The sequence below is a fragment of the Pseudoflavonifractor sp. BSD2780061688st1 E11 genome, from assembly GCF_005844125.1.
Lineage (GTDB): Bacteria > Bacillota > Clostridia > Lachnospirales > Lachnospiraceae > Sellimonas > Sellimonas catena.
This window is the reverse complement of the sequence record NZ_SPHM01000006.1, coordinates 25,872-44,069: the sequence shown is the minus strand read 5'-3', so window position 1 is coordinate 44,069 and position 18,198 is coordinate 25,872. Positions and strand designations below refer to the sequence as shown.

Annotated in this window: 13 protein-coding genes, 1 tRNA gene and 1 other annotated feature (1 of these 15 cut by a window edge); of the genes, 6 read left to right on the top strand and 8 right to left on the bottom strand. The window is 46.6% G+C overall.

Features of this window, described 5'->3' with window-relative positions:
* Window positions 1–50 precede the first annotated feature (50 nt).
* Window positions 51–2,126 carry an elongation factor G gene (locus FGQ85_RS04150; RefSeq protein ID WP_087167436.1) on the bottom strand — a complete coding sequence of 692 codons (2,076 nt, stop codon included), beginning with the start codon at window positions 2,124–2,126 and terminating at the stop codon, window positions 51–53.
* Between the two features lie 409 nt (window positions 2,127–2,535).
* Between FGQ85_RS04150 and FGQ85_RS04145 the strand changes: the two genes are divergently transcribed.
* Genes FGQ85_RS04145 through FGQ85_RS04130 form a run of 4 tightly spaced genes read left to right on the top strand, consistent with a single transcriptional unit; the run spans window position 2,536 to window position 6,591 of the window.
* Entirely contained in the window at window positions 2,536–3,627 is a 1,092-nt protein-coding gene (locus FGQ85_RS04145) for a prephenate dehydrogenase (protein ID WP_138372751.1), read from the top strand.
* Between the two features lie 30 nt (window positions 3,628–3,657).
* Window positions 3,658–4,959: a 3-phosphoshikimate 1-carboxyvinyltransferase gene (gene aroA, locus FGQ85_RS04140; protein ID WP_138372750.1), complete on the top strand. Its 1,302-nt coding sequence runs from the start codon at window positions 3,658–3,660 to the stop codon at window positions 4,957–4,959.
* Window positions 4,960–4,984: 25 nt separating this feature from the next.
* The gene (locus FGQ85_RS04135) at window positions 4,985–5,854 is read left to right on the top strand and encodes a radical SAM protein (protein WP_242960090.1); all 870 of its coding nucleotides are present in this window, start codon (window positions 4,985–4,987) and stop codon (window positions 5,852–5,854) included.
* Between the two features lie 32 nt (window positions 5,855–5,886).
* Complete coding sequence (locus FGQ85_RS04130; protein ID WP_138372749.1) at window positions 5,887–6,591, top strand: DUF5714 domain-containing protein; 705 nt, start codon at window positions 5,887–5,889, stop codon at window positions 6,589–6,591.
* Between the two features lie 7 nt (window positions 6,592–6,598).
* On the opposite strand, the gene FGQ85_RS04125 is transcribed toward FGQ85_RS04130, so the two are convergent.
* The 4 genes from FGQ85_RS04125 to tdh form a co-directional block, all read right to left on the bottom strand.
* Window positions 6,599–8,038, bottom strand: a complete 1,440-nt coding sequence (locus FGQ85_RS04125; protein ID WP_138372748.1) for a TrkH family potassium uptake protein — start codon at window positions 8,036–8,038, stop codon at window positions 6,599–6,601.
* Window positions 8,039–8,071: 33 nt separating this feature from the next.
* A complete protein-coding gene (trkA, locus tag FGQ85_RS04120; protein WP_087167442.1) occupies window positions 8,072–9,430 on the bottom strand; it encodes a Trk system potassium transporter TrkA in 1,359 nt (452 codons plus the stop codon).
* A gap of 185 nt (window positions 9,431–9,615) precedes the next feature.
* Entirely contained in the window at window positions 9,616–10,818 is a 1,203-nt protein-coding gene (locus FGQ85_RS04115; RefSeq protein ID WP_138372747.1) for a glycine C-acetyltransferase, read from the bottom strand.
* Between the two features lie 37 nt (window positions 10,819–10,855).
* Window positions 10,856–11,893, bottom strand: a complete 1,038-nt coding sequence (tdh, locus tag FGQ85_RS04110; protein WP_343215524.1) for an L-threonine 3-dehydrogenase — start codon at window positions 11,891–11,893, stop codon at window positions 10,856–10,858.
* Window positions 11,894–12,149: 256 nt separating this feature from the next.
* On the opposite strand from tdh, the gene FGQ85_RS04105 reads away from it, so the two are divergent.
* Both FGQ85_RS04105 and FGQ85_RS04100 read left to right on the top strand, forming a co-directional pair.
* Window positions 12,150–12,236 (top strand) — tRNA-Ser (locus FGQ85_RS04105).
* Between the two features lie 139 nt (window positions 12,237–12,375).
* Complete coding sequence (locus tag FGQ85_RS04100) at window positions 12,376–13,218, top strand: YitT family protein (RefSeq protein WP_087167445.1); 843 nt, start codon at window positions 12,376–12,378, stop codon at window positions 13,216–13,218.
* Window positions 13,219–13,443: 225 nt separating this feature from the next.
* Here FGQ85_RS04100 and queA read toward each other — a convergent pair whose 3' ends face one another.
* The 3 genes from queA to pheS are packed head-to-tail and all read right to left on the bottom strand — an operon-like array spanning window position 13,444 to window position 17,946.
* Window positions 13,444–14,469, bottom strand: a complete 1,026-nt coding sequence (gene queA, locus FGQ85_RS04095; protein WP_087167523.1) for a tRNA preQ1(34) S-adenosylmethionine ribosyltransferase-isomerase QueA — start codon at window positions 14,467–14,469, stop codon at window positions 13,444–13,446.
* A gap of 18 nt (window positions 14,470–14,487) precedes the next feature.
* On the bottom strand, window positions 14,488–16,905 hold the full coding sequence (gene pheT, locus FGQ85_RS04090) for a phenylalanine--tRNA ligase subunit beta (RefSeq protein ID WP_138372746.1): 2,418 nt from the start codon (window positions 16,903–16,905) through the stop codon (window positions 14,488–14,490).
* Window positions 16,906–16,926: 21 nt separating this feature from the next.
* The gene (gene pheS / locus FGQ85_RS04085; RefSeq protein WP_087167447.1) at window positions 16,927–17,946 is read right to left on the bottom strand and encodes a phenylalanine--tRNA ligase subunit alpha; all 1,020 of its coding nucleotides are present in this window, start codon (window positions 17,944–17,946) and stop codon (window positions 16,927–16,929) included.
* Window positions 17,947–18,052: 106 nt separating this feature from the next.
* Window positions 18,053–18,198: a binding site (T-box leader), on the bottom strand; it runs 81 nt beyond the window's last position.

Sequence of the window (18,198 nt, the reverse complement as noted above, 5' to 3'; positions counted from 1 at the left end):
CTTTCCCGCATAGCCGGACCCTCTCTTATGTACGTTCTTTCAAGGTACGATTATTCTTCTGCTGCTCTGTTTGCAATCTCTTTTTCCTGAACGTCGGACGGAGCCTGCTCATATCTTGCAAACTGATATTCATAAGTACCGCGTCCTCCTGTCATGGAACGGAGGTTCGTGCAGTATCCGTAAAGCTCCATCATCGGAACATCGGCTTCAATTGCCTGTTTTCCTCCGTTGACCGGATTCATGCCAAGCACACGGCCGCGGCGCTTGTTCAGATCACCCATAACGTCACCGGTATATTCATCCGGAACTGTTACCTTCAGGGATGCGATTGGTTCAAGAAGTACCGGAGATGCTTCCATGATTCCTTTCTTGAATGCCTGGATCGTTGCGGTCTTAAATGCCATTTCAGAAGAGTCTACCGGATGATAGGAACCATCGTACAGCGTTGCTTTCACTCCGACTACCGGATATCCGGCAAGAGGTCCTTTCTGTACAGCTTCCTGGAGACCTTTTTCCACAGCCGGGAAGTAGTTCTTCGGAACCGCTCCTCCTACGACTTTTTCTTCAAATACGAATGGCTCTTCCAGATCACCGGACGGCTCGAATGTCATCTTGACATGACCATACTGTCCGTGTCCTCCTGACTGTTTCTTATATTTGGAATCAATATCGGATTTCTTCCGGATCGTCTCGCGGAATGCTACCTTTGGTTTCTCAAGAGTAATCTCTACTTTATATCTGGAGGCGAGTTTGCTTGCAATAATTTCCAGATGCTGGTCTCCCATGCCGTACAGAAGAATCTGTCTGTTTTCTGTATCATTGACAACCTTCATCGTCACATCTTCTGCCATCATTCTGGAAAGTGCCTGGGATACCTTATCTTCATCTCCCTTGGTCTTGGTCGTATATTTCATGTAGGTATAAGGCTGGGAATACTCGGTTTTTGCGTATGCAATCTGTGTGTTCTTTGTAGAAAGTGTATCTCCTGTCTTCGTAGTGGTCAGTTTTGCAATGGCCCCAATATCTCCTGCAAACAGCTCTGATACTTCAATCGGCTTATTTCCAAGCATCGTGTAAATCTTGCCCGGCTTTGCCTCTGCATCTGTGTCTGCATTGTACAGCACGTCATCACCTTTGATAACGCCGGAGCACACTTTGATGAAAGAATATTTTCCGATAAACGGATCCACCATGGTCTTATATACATATGCACTCTTTGCTTTCGCAAAATCATAATTTGCCTCATAGATGGCATTTGTTTTCCGGTTCATGCCGACACATTCACGGTTTGCCGGGCTTGGGAAGAACCGTACAATATCAGAAAGAAGGTTTGCAACCCCCTGTGCCTGAAGATTGGATCCCATTGCTACCGGAACGATATCTCCATCCATTACTTCCGTACGCATCGCGGAACGGATCTCCTCAATGGAAAACTCCTCTCCGGAAAGATAGCGGTCCAGGAATTCCTCACTGGTCTCTGCCACTGATTCCATCAATGCTTCTCTGTACTGCTGGAGATATTCCATACAGTAATCCGGGATCTCACATTCTTCCCTCTTTCCAATCTCTGTGTAGCGGCGTCCCGCATTCTTGATAATGTTAACGTATCCGACGAGCTTCTCGTTTTCACGGATCGGCATGAAGTGCGGTGCGATCACCTTCCCGTATTTTTCACGGAGTGTCTCCACAACCTGACGGAAACTTGCGTCGTCCACATCCATCTCTGTCACGTAAACCATACGCGGCAGATTGTATTTGTCGCAGAGTTCCCATGCTTTTTCCGTTCCGACCTCTACGCCCGCTTTTCCGGAAACAACAATGACTGCTGCATCCGCAACACTGACAGCTTCTTCCACTTCACCTACAAAGTCGAAGTATCCCGGTGTATCCAGCACATTAATTTTCGCTTTTTCCCATTCGATCGGGATCAGGCTCGTGCCGATAGAAAATCCGCGTTTCTGTTCCTCTTTATCGAAATCGCTGATGGTATTTCCGTCCCCTACTTTTCCCATCCTGTTTACCGCGCCTGATACATAGGCCATCGCTTCTGCAAGACTTGTCTTTCCGCATCCGCCATGACCTAACAAAACAACGTTTCTGATTTCATCCGTCCTGTAAACTTTCATATAGTGCTGCCTCCTTGATTTTCTAGCTCAAATTTTACCGTTCTTGTTTTAACAGTAATCATGGGTATATTGTACTAAATTTTTCGTAATTTTACAACTCTTTTATTGAATTTTCACAATGTCTCTATAACTATTCAGCCATGCGGCCTGTAACAATGAAAACCTGGCGCAAGCTTGCTTGCAGAAGGTTTGAGTTGTTTCAGGACATATGGCGTTTAGCCATAAGCGAAGATTCAGCTGCGTAAGCAGCGAAAAGCAGCGCGAGCTGCGAATCTAAGCTGCATGGCTGAATAGTTGACTATTACTTGAACATTTTGAATATGGATTCTGTCAGATGTATTTTGACAAACATCTGAAAATCTTCTAAAATGGAAGAAATAACAAGATCAGGAAAGATGAGGACTTAATTATGAAAACAGGATTTATCGGGCTTGGATTGATCGGTGGTTCGATCGCAAAGGCCATCCGCCAGTATTTTCCGGAAAGTGAGATCGTCGCTTTTGATAAAAGCCGGGAAACGCTGGCCCTTGCAACTGCCGAATCGGTCATCAATACGGCGGTAACAGTCATTGACGAAAATTTCAAAGGGTGTGACTATCTGTTTCTGTGCACACCGGTCATTTACAATTCTGCCTATTTAAGCCAGATAAAGCCGTTTCTCTCAGAGAAAACGATCCTGACCGATGTCGGCAGCGTCAAGACGCCGATCCATCAGGAGGTGGAAAAACTTGGGCTCTCCGACTTTTTTATCGGAGGACACCCGATGGCAGGATCAGAAAAATCCGGATATGTGAATTCCAAGGCGGTTCTGATTGAGAATTCCTACTATATTCTCTCTCCGTCCAGACCTGAACAGAAGGAAAAAATACAGGCCTTCACAGAGTTTATTCAGGCAATCCGCGCGATTCCGGTCACACTGGACTGCAGGACGCACGATTACATCACAGGAACGATCAGTCATCTGCCGCATGTAATCGCCTCCGGCCTTGTCAATTTCGTCCGGGATCATGATACGACGGATGAACTGATGAAACTATTAGCCGCCGGCGGTTTTAAGGATATCACAAGGATTGCATCCTCTTCCCCGACGATGTGGGAACACGTCCTTATGACAAACCGGGAAAATGTCTCCGAGATTCTCGGAAACTACATCAAGACACTGGAGGATGCCAAAAAGCTGATTGATGCAGGCGATTCCCAGGGAATCTACAATTTCTTCGACACTTCACGGAACTACCGGAATTCTGTTCCGGATATTTCCGCCGGACCGATCAAAAAGCTTTTTGCCATCTACTGTGATATCATCGATGAGGCGGGCGGGATTGCCACCATCGCAACCATCCTTGCCTCCAATAATATCAGTATTAAAAATATCGGGATCATTCACAACCGCGAGTTCGAAGAAGGTGTTCTCAGAATTGAATTTTATGAAGGTGTCGCTCAGGAAAAGGCAGCCCAGGTTCTCCGCAGACACCGCTATACGGTCTATGAGCGTTCCTGATAGCCGAAAATGATATAAGGGAGATTATTTATGAGACAGATCAAATCATCCTCTCCTCTGAAAGGAGAGATTACCATACCGGGAGATAAATCCATCTCCCACAGAAGCATTATGTTCGGAGCCCTTGCAAAGGGCGTGACCTCCGTCCGCCACTTTCTGGAGGGTGCGGACTGCCTTTCTACCATCGGATGCTTCCGTCAGATGGGAATTGAAATCCAAAAAGAATCTGACGGCCGGATTCTCGTCCACGGCAAAGGAATCCGCGGGCTTACCGCTCCTGCCGCCACACTGGATGTGGGAAACAGCGGTACAACTACAAGACTGATTTCCGGAATCCTAAGCGCCCAGAATTTTACTTCTGTACTTTCCGGAGATGCGTCATTAAATTCCAGACCTATGGGACGGATCATCCACCCGCTTTCCATGATGGGCGCACAGATCAAAAGTCTCCGCGGAAATGACTGTGCCCCACTTCAGATCGACGGTCGCATGGATCTTCACGGAATCCACTACGATTCTCCGGTAGCCTCCGCCCAGGTCAAATCGGCCATCCTCCTTGCAGGGCTGTATGCTGACAGAGAGACTTCTGTCCATGAGCCGGCTCTTTCCAGAAACCATACCGAGCTGATGCTCTCCCAGTTTGGAGCCGATCTTCATACAGAGATCCTAAAAGACGGCTCCGCCGAAATCCGGATTTCTCCATGTGAAGAGCTTTACGCCCAGGACATTCTTGTACCGGGCGATATTTCCTCCGCGGCCTATTTTATCGCTGCCGCCCTCTTGGTACCGGGATCAGAAGTTCTGATTAAAAACGTGGGGATCAACGAAACCCGTGCTGGAATTTTAAAGGTCTGCAAAGATATGGGGGCCGATATTACCTATCTCAATCAGAATCAGGGTGCGGGAGAACCGACCGCAGATCTTCTCGTACGCAGTTCCAGTCTTCACGGCGTCTGCATCGAGGGAACGGTAATCCCGACGCTGATCGATGAAATTCCGATGATCGCCGTCCTTGCCGCATTTGCCAGGGGCCAGACCATCATCCGCGATGCGGCAGAGCTGAAAGTGAAAGAAACCGACCGGATCCGGACCGTAACGGAAAATCTGAAGGCCATGGGCGCAGATGTCACTCCAACCGACGACGGCATGATTATTCAGGGCGGGAAACCGCTCCACGGTGCCGAAATCCACCCTTACATGGACCACCGTATCGCCATGGCATTTGCTGTGGCAGGACTTGCCTCTGAAGGGGAAACAACGATTCTGGAAGAACAGTGTGTCGATGTCTCCTATCCGGGATTTTTTGAAGCTCTGCACACACTTACCGTATAATCTTTCGAAAAGAAAGGGGTGTCTTATGATGACCAATGAAGAATTATTCGCCTCCATCTATACACACGATACGATCTATCTGCCGCCAAGCGAACAGGACTGCGCGGCCTTGGAGGTTGCCCTTGGATGCAGCCACGCGAAATGCCGGTTCTGCGACTTTGCAAAGGACCCGTTCCAGATTCATTCCATGGAACAGATCCGGCGGAACATGCAGATCCTGGGCCGTTTCCGCCCGGATGCGTACCGGCTCTTTCTGCTGGGAGAAAACGCCTTTGTTCTCGATTATCAGAAGCTTTGCCAGATTTTTGATATGACAGATCAGTATATGCCGAATATTCACGAATTTTCCATGTATTCCCGCATAGACGACATTGCACGGAAAACGGATGAAGAGCTTCGGATGCTCCATAAGATGGGACTTTCCACCCTCCACATCGGACTGGAAAGCGGAAGTGATTCCATCCTGCTTGAGCAGAATAAAGGAGTCACCTCCATGGATATGCTTGTACAGCTTCGAAGGCTGGAGGCTGTGGGAATCGAATATTATGTCACCATTATTCTTGGACTTGGCGGGCGCCGTTTTTCCGTCCACCATGCCCTTGCCACCGCCCGGCTGCTAAACCAGCTGCACCCGGCGGATATCTGGTGTCTGAAGCTGAAACTCTGGCCGGACACCCCGCTTTATAAGGATGCAAAGAAAGGGCACTTCGACATGATGAACGATGCCGAGATGCTCTGGGAGGAACGGATCATGCTGGAAAATCTGACCGTCAAAGACTGCATGTTCCATGACACTACCGTCCTCAATACCTATACCATCCAGGGACGCCTTCCGGAAGAAAAAGCTTCTCTTCTGGATGCGATCGATATGCTTCTGGCATCCTGTGGATTTTAAATGTAAAAATGAAAACCAGGGAGAATAAACACATGAAACGGAATCCAAACGCCTGCTTAATCTGCGGCAAAGAATTGATTTATACAGAACACGCAAAGGAAATGGAATGTTCCATCTGTCATCAGACGTTTTTATCCAATGCCTGCTGTGAAGATGGACATTTTGTCTGCGATTCCTGTCACGAAGCAAAGGGACTTGAAGCCATCCGGGACTTCTGCCTTTCCACGGATCTGAAAGATCCGATTCAGATCGCACAGCAGATCATGCAGAATCCTTTTATCTATATGCATGGACCTGAACACCATATCCTCGTCGGCTCCGCCCTTCTGACCGCTTATAAAAACTGTGGAGGCAGTATCGATCTTGAGGAAGCACTCTCTTTAATGGAAGAACGTGGCAAACAGGTGCCTGGCGGTGTCTGCGGCTTCTGGGGATGCTGCGGTGCCGGAGTCAGCACTGGAATATACTGCTCCATCCTCTCAAAGGCAACTCCTCTTGCCGGTACTTCCTGGGGGCTTTCCAATCAAATGACCTCCAGGTCTCTGGAAAACATTGGAACTCACGGCGGTCCAAGATGCTGCAAACGGGATTCATTCCTTGCTATTTTAAGTGCAGTAGAATTTACAAAAGAGCATTTTCAGGTGGAACTCCCGGTTTCCTGCAGCATCCGCTGTTCTTTCCATGAAGAAAACGGACAGTGTCTGAAACCCCTCTGCCCGTTCTATCCACTTTCCTGATATGTAATCAAAACTTTTTCCATGCTCCCGGATGGAATAATAAAAGAAGCGGAAACAGTTCCAGCCTTCCGGCGAGCATGTCAAAGATCATAACGAGTGTCGTTCCATTGCTGAACGCACTGAAATTTCCTGTCGGCCCGACCATTTCAAGTCCAGGGCCGACATTATTTAATGTCGTTGCTACTGCTGTAAAATTTGTTACCAGATCGAAATCATCAATTCCAACCAGCAGTACCGAAAACGCAAAAATCAGAATATAAATAATCATATAGACATTTGCAGCCCTGAGTACTTCTTGTGAAATCAGCCGTCCGTCCATCTGAAGTTTCTTGACTCCGGTAGGATGTACAAGCTGGTTCAGTTCTTTTCTGATGGTCTTTCCGAGAATCAGAATACGGGATACCTTGATTCCTCCTCCGGTACTTCCCGCACATGCCCCTACAAACATCAGCATGACCAGAATGGTCCGGGGCACCTGTGCCCAGAGGTTAAAGTCTGTCGTTGCATACCCGGTCGTTGTAATAATAGATCCCACCTGAAAAGCAGAATGCCGGAAAGCCTCTTCTGCGGTCGGATAGGAAGACCGGATATACAAAAAGATCACAAGCACGGCCGCCGCAATGATCCCAAAATACCATCTGACTTCCTCGCTTTTTAATGCTTCTATCGGTTTTTTCAGAAGCAGAAGGAAATAAAAATTAAAATTAACACCGAACAAAATCATGAAAGTTGTCACTACATACTGCAGATACGGCGAATATCCGGCAAGACTGTCGTTCTTAATTCCAAAGCCGCCGGTCCCGGCCGTTCCAAATGTGATGGTAAGTGCGTCAAACAAAGGCATCTTCCCGATCAGAAGAAGTATGATCTGAATGATTGTCATGACAATATAGATCTGATACAGAACTTTTGCCGTACTCTTGATTTTGGAAGTCATTTTTGTGACGGACGGTCCCGGACTTTCCGCCCGCATCAGATTGATATTTTTTCCTCCGCTCAGCGGCAGAATCGCCATAATGAAAACGAGTACTCCCATTCCGCCGATCCAGTGGGTAAAACTTCTCCAAAAGAGAATACAGCGCGGCACTACCTCCACATTCGTCAGAACGCTGGATCCGGTGGTTGTAAATCCGGATACTGCCTCAAACAACGCTTCCACCGGATTTGGAATCACTCCGCTTATCACAAATGGTACCGCCCCCACGATGCTCAGTACAATCCATCCAAGGGCAACGCTGGCAAATCCTTCCCTGGAATGGAAGTCTTTGTTTTTGGGTTTCCGAACCGTCAGCGGTATTCCGATTACCAGTGCAGCTGCCATTGTAATCAAAAAAGAAATTCCGCATTTTTCCTGATAAATCATCGCCACAAGACAGGAAGGAAGCATAAACGCTGCTTCAAAATTCAGTATCCACCCTACGATATACATTACCATAGAATAATTCATAGTCTTTACTCCTTTTCCCCGTCTGGTCTCTCATTAATATTTCAGAATATCCGCAATGTCGTGAAGACCCTTGTGAGTTGTCACGATAATCACGGAATCCCCTACTTTCAGCATGTCCTGTCCACGGGCCATCTTCAGTTTTCCATATCTGCTGATATAACATACAAGCAGATGATCCTTTAACGGAAGATCCATAAGCCTCTGATTTGTGACACTGGAATCTTCCCGGATGACAAACTCCAGCGCTTCCGCCTGTCCGTCCAGGATTTTGTAAAGAGTCTCCACATTGCTTCCAAGGGAATTCTGCATCGCTCTTGTATAGCGGACAATGTGATCCGCCGCAAGGTTTTTCGGATAGATAACGCTGTCAATATCCAGTTCATCCACTACTTCCTCGAAGTGAATCCGGTTGACCTTGGCAATCAGTTTTGCGTTCGAGTATTTTCGTGCAAGCAGTGCAAGCATCAGGTTTTCCTCATCCATATTGGTCAGCGCCACAAAGGAATCCGCATGCATCAGACCCTCTTCCAGGAGAAATTCCTTGTCAGTTCCGTCTCCCTGAAGAATCGTAGCTTCCGGCAGCTGTTCACTGAGCATCTCACACCGCTCTTTATTCTGTTCTATAATTCTGACATCCACCCTCATTTCGAGAAGCTGCTTTGCAAGATAGTATGCTATCGTGCCCCCGCCTACAATCAGTGTACTTTTTGCCTGATGGGTCGGAATCCCCATTTTGCGGAAGAACTTTGCCGTCTCCTTCGGCACTGCCATCATGGATACCATATCGTTGTTCTTCAGAACAAAATCTCCGTTCGGGATCACAACCTGTCCCTGTCTCTCCACGCCGCAGATCATAATGTCACACTTCATTTTGGAAATAATATCCGCGACCTGAAGTCCATCCATATGGAGTTCCGGATTCATCCGGAATTTGATCATTTCCACCCTTCCTCTTGCAAATGTATCAACCTTCTTGGCGTACGGAAGACGAAGCAGCTGGGAAATCTCCTGAGCGGCCGTCAGCTCCGGATTGATAACAACCGACAGGCCCATCTGGCGCTTGATGAAGTTTACTTCCTTGCTGTAAATCGGATTTCTTACTCTCGCGATTGTCTGGCACTTTCCCGTCTTCTTCGCGATCAGGCAGCAAAGAAGATTCAATTCGTCTGAACCGGTAACTGCGATCAGAAGTTCCGCATCCATGACACCGGCCTCCACCTGTACCTGATGGCTGGCACCGTTTCCCACAATTCCCATCGCATCAAACTCTTCTTCCGCCTCTTCCACTTTCTTTTGATTCAGGTCAATAATCGTAATATTATGATTTTCAGAGCTAAGCTGGTCTGCAATTGTTGTTCCTACTTTTCCAGCTCCTACAATAATGATATTCATGACTCCTCCTGCGCAAACAAAAAAATTTTATATAATTTTTATGAAATCTTAATCATTATACTCCTTTTCCGCAGAAAAGCAATATCTTTCTCCAAGATTTTACATTGACCCGGACCGTACTTTTCTTTTCATGCAAAAAGACGCCTTCCGGCGTCTTTCTGCTATCATGGCTACACAATATAATGTTATTTGTTCAGTCCCATTTCTTCACGCACTTCGATGAAGCATTTTACGATGAAATCGATATCTTCTTTTGTATGGCTTGCACATACCTGTGTACGTATTCTTGCTTTTCCCTTCGGTACTACCGGATAGGAGAATGCTACGACATAAACACCTTTTTCCATCATTCTCTTAGCGAATTCAGCAGCTGTCTTCTCATCGTAGATCATAACCGGCACACATGGATGTGTTCCCGGAATAACGTCAAATCCATTTTCATCCAGTTTCTGGCGGTAGTAAGTAGTAACTTCCTCCAGATGGTCACGGAGTTCTGTGCTTTCGCTTAACATATCAAACAGTTCCATGCTTGCTCCGACAATTGCCGGTGCAAGAGAGTTGGAGAACAGATACGGACGGCTCTGCTGACGAAGCAGGTCAATAATTTCCTGACGTCCGGATGTGTATCCGCCTGATGCTCCGCCCAGGGCTTTTCCAAGTGTTCCCGTGATAATATCTACACGGCCTTCTACTCCACAGTATTCTGCTGTACCACGGCCTTTTTTGCCTACAAATCCAACTGCATGGCTGTCATCTACCATAACAAGTGCATTGTATTTGTCAGCAAGATCACAGATACCTTTCAGGTTTGCGATGATACCGTCCATGGAGAATACACCGTCTGTAGCGATCAGTTTGATTCTTGCTCCGGCTTCATCTGCCTCTTTTAATTTTGCTTCCAGATCTTCCATATCATTGTTTTTGTAACGATATCTCTTTGCTTTGCAGAGACGTACTCCATCGATAATGGAAGCATGGTTCAGTTCATCACTGATGACTGCGTCTTCTGCTTTCAGAATTGTCTCAAACAGACCGCCGTTTGCGTCAAAGCAGGAGGAGTAAAGGATAGTATCGTCTGTTCCAAGGAAATCAGAGATCTTTTTCTCCAGCTGTTTATGAATGTCCTGTGTTCCGCAGATGAAACGTACTGAAGCAACACCGAATCCTCTTTCATCATAAGTACGCTTTGCAGCGTCGATCAGTCTCTGGTTGTTACAAAGTCCCAGATAGTTGTTTGCACACATGTTGAGGTACTCTTTTCCATCTTCCAGAACTACTTTTGCTCCCTGAGGAGAGCAGATCGGAGCTTCCCCTTTGAAAAGGCCTGCTTCTTTGATTTCATCTACTGTTTTTGTATAAATGCTTAAAATATCATTTTTACGTGCCATTTGAATCTATCTTCCTTTCTTATCTTCGATCGCTTGCCTAGTCATTGATATGAGACCAGTCAAGTACTACTTTTCCTGAATTTCCGGAGATCATTGCCTCGAATCCTTTTTCGTAATCTTTGATGTCGAAGCGGTGTGTAATGATCGGGGAAATATCAAGTCCTGCCTGAAGCATTGTGGACATCTTGTACCAGGTATCCCATACTTTTCTTCCATAGATACCGCGGATATTCAGACCATTGAAGATTACTGTCTCCAGATCGACTTTCGTTTCTGTTCCCTGAAGTCCGAGAAGCGCGATCTTTCCGCCGTGTTTCATATTGTGAATCATATCAGAAAGTCCTGCCGGGCTTCCGGACATTTCAAGACCTACGTCAAACCCCTCTGTCATACCAATTTCTTTCATGACGTCTGTCAGTTTTTCTTCTTTTAAGTTTACTGTTCTTGTTGCCCCAAGTTTTGTTGCAAGATCCAGGCGATACTGGTTCAGGTCTGTAACAACAACGTGTCTTGCTCCTGCAAATTTTGCGATTGCCGCTGCCATAATTCCGATCGGGCCTGCGCCTGTAATCAGAACATCCTCTCCCAGCATATCATAGGAAAGAGCTGTATGTGTAGCGTTTCCGAACGGATCAAAAATCGCATACATCTCTTCCGGGATATTCGGATTGCACGGCCATACATTGGAAGCCGGAATTACAAGATATTCTGCAAATGCACCATTTCTGTTAACGCCAACACCTTTTGCATCTTTGCAGTTTTCCTTGTGTCCTTCCAGGCAGTTCCGGCATTTGCCGCATGTGATATGTCCTTCACCGGATACGAGATCTCCGATCTTGAATCCCTGTACTCCAGGACCTACTTCTACGACTTCTCCGACATACTCATGACCTGCTGTCAGTCCGATCGGAATCGTATGCTGTGCCCATTCATTCCACTGATAAATATGTACGTCTGTACCGCAGATAGCCGTTTTGTGGATTTTGATCTTTACATCATTTGGTCCTACTTCCGGAATCGGTACTCTTTTCATCCATAAACCTGCTTCCGGTTTCTCTTTTACCAATGCCCACATCATGTTATCGCTCATTTTTGAATTCCTCCGTTCTTTTGACAAACTGCCTAATTTCTATCTTAATAATACTCCCTCCTTTGTAAAATTTCAAGCATTTTTTCCGTCTCTGACAAACATTTTAATCTCACTTGTCTTTTTCTCGCATACAAAGACAGTTGTCTTTCTACAAAAGGCAAGTTGATTTTTTTCCGGATTTTCTCTTTTCTTTTTATAGATCTTTTGATATAATATATAAGCTGATTCTATCAGCGACTATGGAGATGTACTCAAGTGGTCGTAAGAGGTCGCACTCGAAATGCGATAGGTCCGCAAGGGCGCGTGGGTTCGACTCCCACCATCTCCGCTTTCAAAAAGCTCTCCGGCAGTTACAGTCCTGCCCGGGAGCTTTTTTCAGTTCAACGCATTAACTTGACGTTCCGTGCTTTCAGATTGTACCATATAGTACAGATCGAAACTTATCAAATCCCTGGAGGTACTATATTATGAAGAAAAAACTCTTGTCTTATCTCCTGATCGTAGTAGGAGGCACCATGACGGCTGCCGCATTTGGTCTCTTCGTACTGCCTCAGAATTTTGTGGCAGGAGGTGTGACAGGTCTGTCTGTTATTCTGCAGAACCTGCTTCCGCTCCCTCTGTCTGCGATTGTACTTTGTATCAATATCCTTTTGTTTCTTGTCGGATGGCTGTTTGCCGGGAAGGAATTCATTTTTAAAACATTGATTATGACTTTCCTGTTTCCGGTCCTTCTGGATGTCTTCTCCCAGATCGACCTGTTTCTTCCGTTATCTCAGGATCCTTTTCTGAGCAGCCTTCTTGCCGGATGTCTTCTTGGAATCGGAAGCGGCATTATCCTGCGGGCAAATGGTTCCAGCGGCGGATTTGACATTCTCGGTGTTGTTCTCAATAAGAAGTTTCGCATTCCTGTCTCTGTTGTCATGTATGTGTGCGACTGCACCGTGATTCTTCTGCAGGCAGTCTCAAAGCCACTTCTTCAGACAGTTTACGGAATTATTGTCATACTTGTTACCAGTATCATGGTTAATAAGGTCATCACCTACGGCCGTTCAGAAGTCCAGCTTCTGATTTTTTCTTCCGAGCATGAAAAGATCCGTCAGGAACTTCTTCATACCTTTGATCTTGGTCTGACTTTCCTTCAGGCAGAGGGCGGATATCATCTGGATCCATCCAAGGTGATCCTTACCATTCTGCCGTACCGGAAGATCAACGATGTAAAAAAGATGATTTATACGATTGATCCTACTGCTTTTACTGTCATCGACAACGTCAACTACGTTGGAGGCCGTGGTTTTACTATATCCAGATAGTATTTCCGGATCGTAAAGACTTTTTTAATAGTTTCTTTCGTTTTTTAAGAATCCTTTTATCCGGCGTACACATTCCTTTCATATTTTTCCGGTATAGTATGTATTGTAATAGTTATTTAACTATGAAACCAAACATAAACCTTCCAACCCTCAAAAGAAAAAACTGGAAGCAGAATCCAAAGCCCATAGATTTCTGCTTCCAGTTTTCTTTTTTTATACTGTCTGTTACCGGATCAGCATGGCATCCCCAAAGCTGAAGAAACGGTAGCGTTCTTTTACTGCTTCCTCATATGCATGAAGCACATGCTCCCTTCCTGCCAGTGCACTGACCAGCATAATCAGAGTCGATTCCGGGAGATGGAAATTCGTCAGAAGGCAGTCCAGTACTTTAAACCGATATCCCGGATAGATGAAAATCTCTGTCCATCCGCTGCATTCTGAGAGTGTTCCGTCAGGTTTTGCCGCCGACTCCACCGTGCGACAGCTTGTCGTTCCGACACAGATCACCCTGTGTCCTTCCCGTTTTGCACGATTGATCTTTTCTGCTTCAGAAGCCTCAATCCGGTAAAACTCCGAGTGCATATGGTGTTCCTGAATATTCTCCACTTTCACCGGGCGGAAGGTGCCAAGCCCGACATGAAGTGTCACATGAGCGATCTCGACACCGCTTTCTTTGATTTCTTCCAGAAGCTCTGGCGTGAAATGCAGGCCTGCCGTCGGAGCTGCCGCGGATCCGCTGTGTTTTGCATACACGGTCTGATAGCGGTTTTTATCCTCCAGCTGATGGGTGATATACGGCGGGAGCGGCATCTGTCCAAGCTGATCCAGAATCTCCTCAAAGATTCCTTCGTAGGAAAACTGAATCAGGCGGTTTCCTTCATCCACCACGTCCAGCACTTCTCCGATGAGAAGCCCTTCGCCAAAGCTGATTTTCGTCCCGGGCTTTGCCTTTTTTCCGGGTTTTACAAGGGTTTCCCAGATGTCATTTTCTTTTCTCTTTAAAAGCAGAATCTCGATCTTTGCATTTGTTCCCACTTTGGACCCGATCAGCCGGGCCGGAATGACTTTGGTATCATTGATCACCAGGCAGTCTCCCGGCTCCAGATACTCTTTGATGTCCCGGAAGGTTCTGTGCTCAATCTCACCGGACTCCTTGTCAAGGACAAGGAGTCTCGAGCCGGAGCGGTCCTCCAGCGGGTCCTGCGCGATCAGTTCCTGCGGCAGTTCAAAATAAAAGTCTTCTTTTTTCATCATGATGACGATTCCTCTTTACTGTCTCAGTTCGATGCCCATGCTCTCCAGACCGTTGAGAATCTTTTTCATGGCTTTCGTCACGTCTGATTCCTCAAGCGTTCTGTCTTTCGCACGGAATACAATCGAATATGCGATGGATTTGTATCCTTCTTTGATCTGAGCGCCTTCATAAAGGTCAAACAGATTGTAGCTTTCCAGAATTTCTCCGCCTCTCTGCTCAATCATCGCCTCGATCTGCCCTGCAAGGATCTCTTTTGGAACTACCATACTGATATCTCTTGTCACAGCCGGGAATTTTGCGATTCCGCTGTATTTCCGGTCAAATGTTGCGCGTGCAACCACTTCCGGCATATCGATGACTGCAACGTATGCACGTCCGCCAATGCCATAATTGTCCGCAACTTCCGGATGAACTTCTCCAAGATAACCGACAACGGTTCCTTCATAAACAATATTTGCCTGACGTCCCGGATGCAGGAAGGATTTGCCCGCGTTCGGATCGTACTGTTCTTTTTTGCGCATGCCGATCTTTTCAAAGAATTCTTCCACAACACCTTTCATGCTGAAGAAATCGCCTTCTCCGTACATTCCAAGTGTAAACTGCATCCTCTCTTCCGGAAGTTCGGTAAGCGGCAGTGATTTCGGAAGATAAATATTTCCAAGCTCATAGAGTCTTACATCTTTGTTTCTCCGGTTATAGTTCGTTGCAAGGGAAGTCAGCATTCCGTTCAGGGAAATGGTACGCATAATGCTGTAGTCCTCTCCAAGTGGATTGGAAATCTGGATTGCCTGACGTTCCGGCGCATCCTTAGGAAGCAGGAGTTTATCAAATACTTTCGGACTCTCGAAGGAATATGTCATACCCTGGCTGAATCCGCAGAACTCCGCGATTTCTCTTGCGGAAGCTTCGATTCTCTGCTTGAAGGAAAGCTTTCCTGTTGTCGCTTCTCCCTTCGGAAGGGTAGTCGGAATATTGTCATAGCCGTAGAATCTTGCCACTTCCTCTGCCAGGTCCGCAAGGCGGAAAATGTCATGTCGGAAGGTCGGAGCCACGATTTCGTTTGTCTCTTCATCGTAGGCAAGTTCTACTTTTGCAAGGTATCCGATCATCTCTTCTTTAGAAATATCTGTTCCAAGAAGACGGTTGATGGCATCTGCATCAAACGGAACACGGACAGGCTCTTTTACCTTTCCATATACATCTACAGTTCCTCCGACTACTTCACCTGCGCCCATCTCTTCTACGAGCTGGCATGCACGGTCGATCGCTGCCTTTGCATTGTTCGGATCCAGTCCTTTTTCAAATTTTCCGGATGCATCGGTACGCAGTCCTACACGTTTGCTGGACTTACGGATATTTGTCCCGTCAAAGCATGCTGCCTCAAACAGAACAGTGTGCACGTGATCTGTGATCATGGAATTTTCGCCTCCCATGATTCCGGCAATTCCGATGGATTTTTCGCCGTCGCAGATCATCAGTACGTCTTTGTCAAGGTGTCTCTCCTGACCGTCCAGTGTCGTGAATGTCTCACCGTCTTCTGCATTTCTGACAATGATTTCTTTTCCTGCGATGGTATCCAGATCGTAAGCGTGCATCGGCTGTCCGTATTCTTCCATCACGTAGTTTGTGATATCAACAAGATTGTTGATCGGGCGGATTCCGACAGATGCAAGTCTTCTCTGCATCCACTTTGGAGACGGTCCGATTTTAATATTTTTTACGACTCTTGCGCAGTATCTGGAGCAGAGATCCTGATTCTTGACAGTCACTTTGATATAGTCAGAAGCATTCTCCTCATTTCCGGTCTCTTTAACAACCGGCGGATGGAAGCTCTTTCCGAATGTTGCCGCTGCTTCTCTTGCGATTCCGATCACGCTGAAGCAGTCCACACGGTTGGATGTGACTTCATATTCAAATACCGCATCATGAAGTCCAAGTACTTCAATGGCGTCTGCACCAACTTCCACATCATCCGGGAAAATATAGATTCCGTTTTCCGGTGCTTCCGGATACATTTCTTTTGTAGAACCAAGCTCTTCGATGGAGCACATCATGCCGTAACTGTCCACTCCGCGCAGTTTTCCGGCCTTGATTTCAATTCCGCCTTTCGTTTTACTTCCATCGTGTCCGCCTGCTACACGGCCTCCCACGAGAACAACCGGAATTTTCTGTCCTTCTTCCACATTCGGCGCTCCGGTTACGATCTGAATTGTCTCGCTTCCGATATTCACCTGGCAGATTACAAGCTTATCCGCATCCGGATGCTTTTCGATCTTCTCAATCTGCCCTACCACGATCTTGTCCAGATCTTCATCCATCTTTTCATATCCCTCCACCTTGGTACCGGACAGTGTCATGGCGTCTGTGTATTCCTGCTCTGTCACGTCCAGATCCGGGACATATGCTTTAATCCATGATAATGATGTATTCATGATCTTTTTTCCTCCCTTATCCTAGAACTGCTTTAAGAATCTGATGTCGTTTTCGTACAGCAGTCTCATGTCGTCGATCTCATATTTCAGAAGGGCAATTCTCTCAAGCCCTACACCGAATGCGAAACCGGTATATTCATCCGGGTCAATTCCGCACATTTCCAGCACGTGCGGGTGTACCATTCCGCAGCCAAGGATCTCGATCCATCCGGATCCCTTACAGAAACGGCAGCCCTTTCCGCCACATTTGAAGCATGTCACATCCACCTCGGCGCTTGGCTCTGTGAACGGGAAATGATGCGGACGGAATTTTGTCTTTGTCTCCGGTCCGAACAGCTCTTTTGCGAAAACTTCCAGCGTTCCTTTCAGATCCGCAAAAGAAATATTTTTATCTACTACAAGTCCTTCGATCTGATGGAAAGACGGAGAATGCGTTGCATCCACCTCGTCAGAACGGAATACCCGTCCAGGAGAGATCATACGGATCGGAAGTTTCCCCTGCTCCATGACACGAGCCTGTACCGGGGAAGTCTGGGTTCTGAGCACGATATCCTTATTGATATAGAATGTATCCTGTTCATCTTTTGCCGGATGATCTGCCGGGATGTTGAGCTTCTCAAAGTTATAGAGATCGTATTCGATCTCCGGTCCTTCGACTACTTCATATCCCATACCGATGAAGATCCGCTCTACCTCTTCCTGGGCAATAGTGTTCGGATGACGGTGTCCCACTACATTCTTTTTGGATGGAAGCGTAACATCGATCACTTCAGCTTTTAATTTTTCTTCCCGGATCTTTGCATCCATCTTTTTCTTTGTCTCATCCAGAATACCTTCGATTTCCTGGCGGACTTCATTGACCATCTGTCCGACTTTCGGACGTTCCTCTGCCGCTACATCTTTCATTCCTTTGAGAACTGCTGTCAGTTCTCCTTTTTTACCTAAAAACCTGACACGTACATCATTTAATTTTTCCGGCACATCTGCAGACTGGATCTGCTTTAATGCTTCTTCTCTGATGCTCTGAAGCTTTTCTTTCATGATTTTCCTCCTTTACTCATCAACCAAGGCAGCCTGTACCGAACAGAAGGCTTTTCGTATTCAGGAAAGTCCAATCCTTTCCGGTAAACAAAAAAACTCCGCCCCAAAAAGGGACGGAGAATCAATCCGCGGTACCACCCTGATTCCTGCCGTCAAAAGGCAGGCTCTCTTGTATGCGTAACGTGCACTACACGTCATTTCTTACTCTCTGTTCAGAAATGCAGCTCCTGTGGGAAATTCGGCATATCTGTC

What these genes read in the sequence shown, in the direction of transcription:
- FGQ85_RS04115 (WP_138372747.1), bottom strand. Translation starts at nt 10,818, where the DNA reads ATGGCACGTAAAAATGATATTTTAAGCATTTATACAAAAACAGTAGAT.
- FGQ85_RS04130 (WP_138372749.1), top strand. Translation starts at nt 5,887, where the DNA reads ATGAAACGGAATCCAAACGCCTGCTTAATCTGCGGCAAAGAATTGATT.
- FGQ85_RS04100 (WP_087167445.1), top strand. Translation starts at nt 12,376, where the DNA reads ATGAAGAAAAAACTCTTGTCTTATCTCCTGATCGTAGTAGGAGGCACC.
- queA (WP_087167523.1), bottom strand. Translation starts at nt 14,469, where the DNA reads ATGAAAAAAGAAGACTTTTATTTTGAACTGCCGCAGGAACTGATCGCG.
- trkA (WP_087167442.1), bottom strand. Translation starts at nt 9,430, where the DNA reads ATGAATATCATTATTGTAGGAGCTGGAAAAGTAGGAACAACAATTGCA.
- pheS (WP_087167447.1), bottom strand. Translation starts at nt 17,946, where the DNA reads ATGAAAGAAAAGCTTCAGAGCATCAGAGAAGAAGCATTAAAGCAGATC.
- aroA (WP_138372750.1), top strand. Translation starts at nt 3,658, where the DNA reads ATGAGACAGATCAAATCATCCTCTCCTCTGAAAGGAGAGATTACCATA.
- FGQ85_RS04135 (WP_242960090.1), top strand. Translation starts at nt 4,985, where the DNA reads ATGATGACCAATGAAGAATTATTCGCCTCCATCTATACACACGATACG.
- pheT (WP_138372746.1), bottom strand. Translation starts at nt 16,905, where the DNA reads ATGAATACATCATTATCATGGATTAAAGCATATGTCCCGGATCTGGAC.
- FGQ85_RS04150 (WP_087167436.1), bottom strand. Translation starts at nt 2,126, where the DNA reads ATGAAAGTTTACAGGACGGATGAAATCAGAAACGTTGTTTTGTTAGGT.
- tdh (WP_343215524.1), bottom strand. Translation starts at nt 11,893, where the DNA reads ATGTGGGCATTGGTAAAAGAGAAACCGGAAGCAGGTTTATGGATGAAA.
- FGQ85_RS04125 (WP_138372748.1), bottom strand. Translation starts at nt 8,038, where the DNA reads ATGAATTATTCTATGGTAATGTATATCGTAGGGTGGATACTGAATTTT.
- FGQ85_RS04145 (WP_138372751.1), top strand. Translation starts at nt 2,536, where the DNA reads ATGAAAACAGGATTTATCGGGCTTGGATTGATCGGTGGTTCGATCGCA.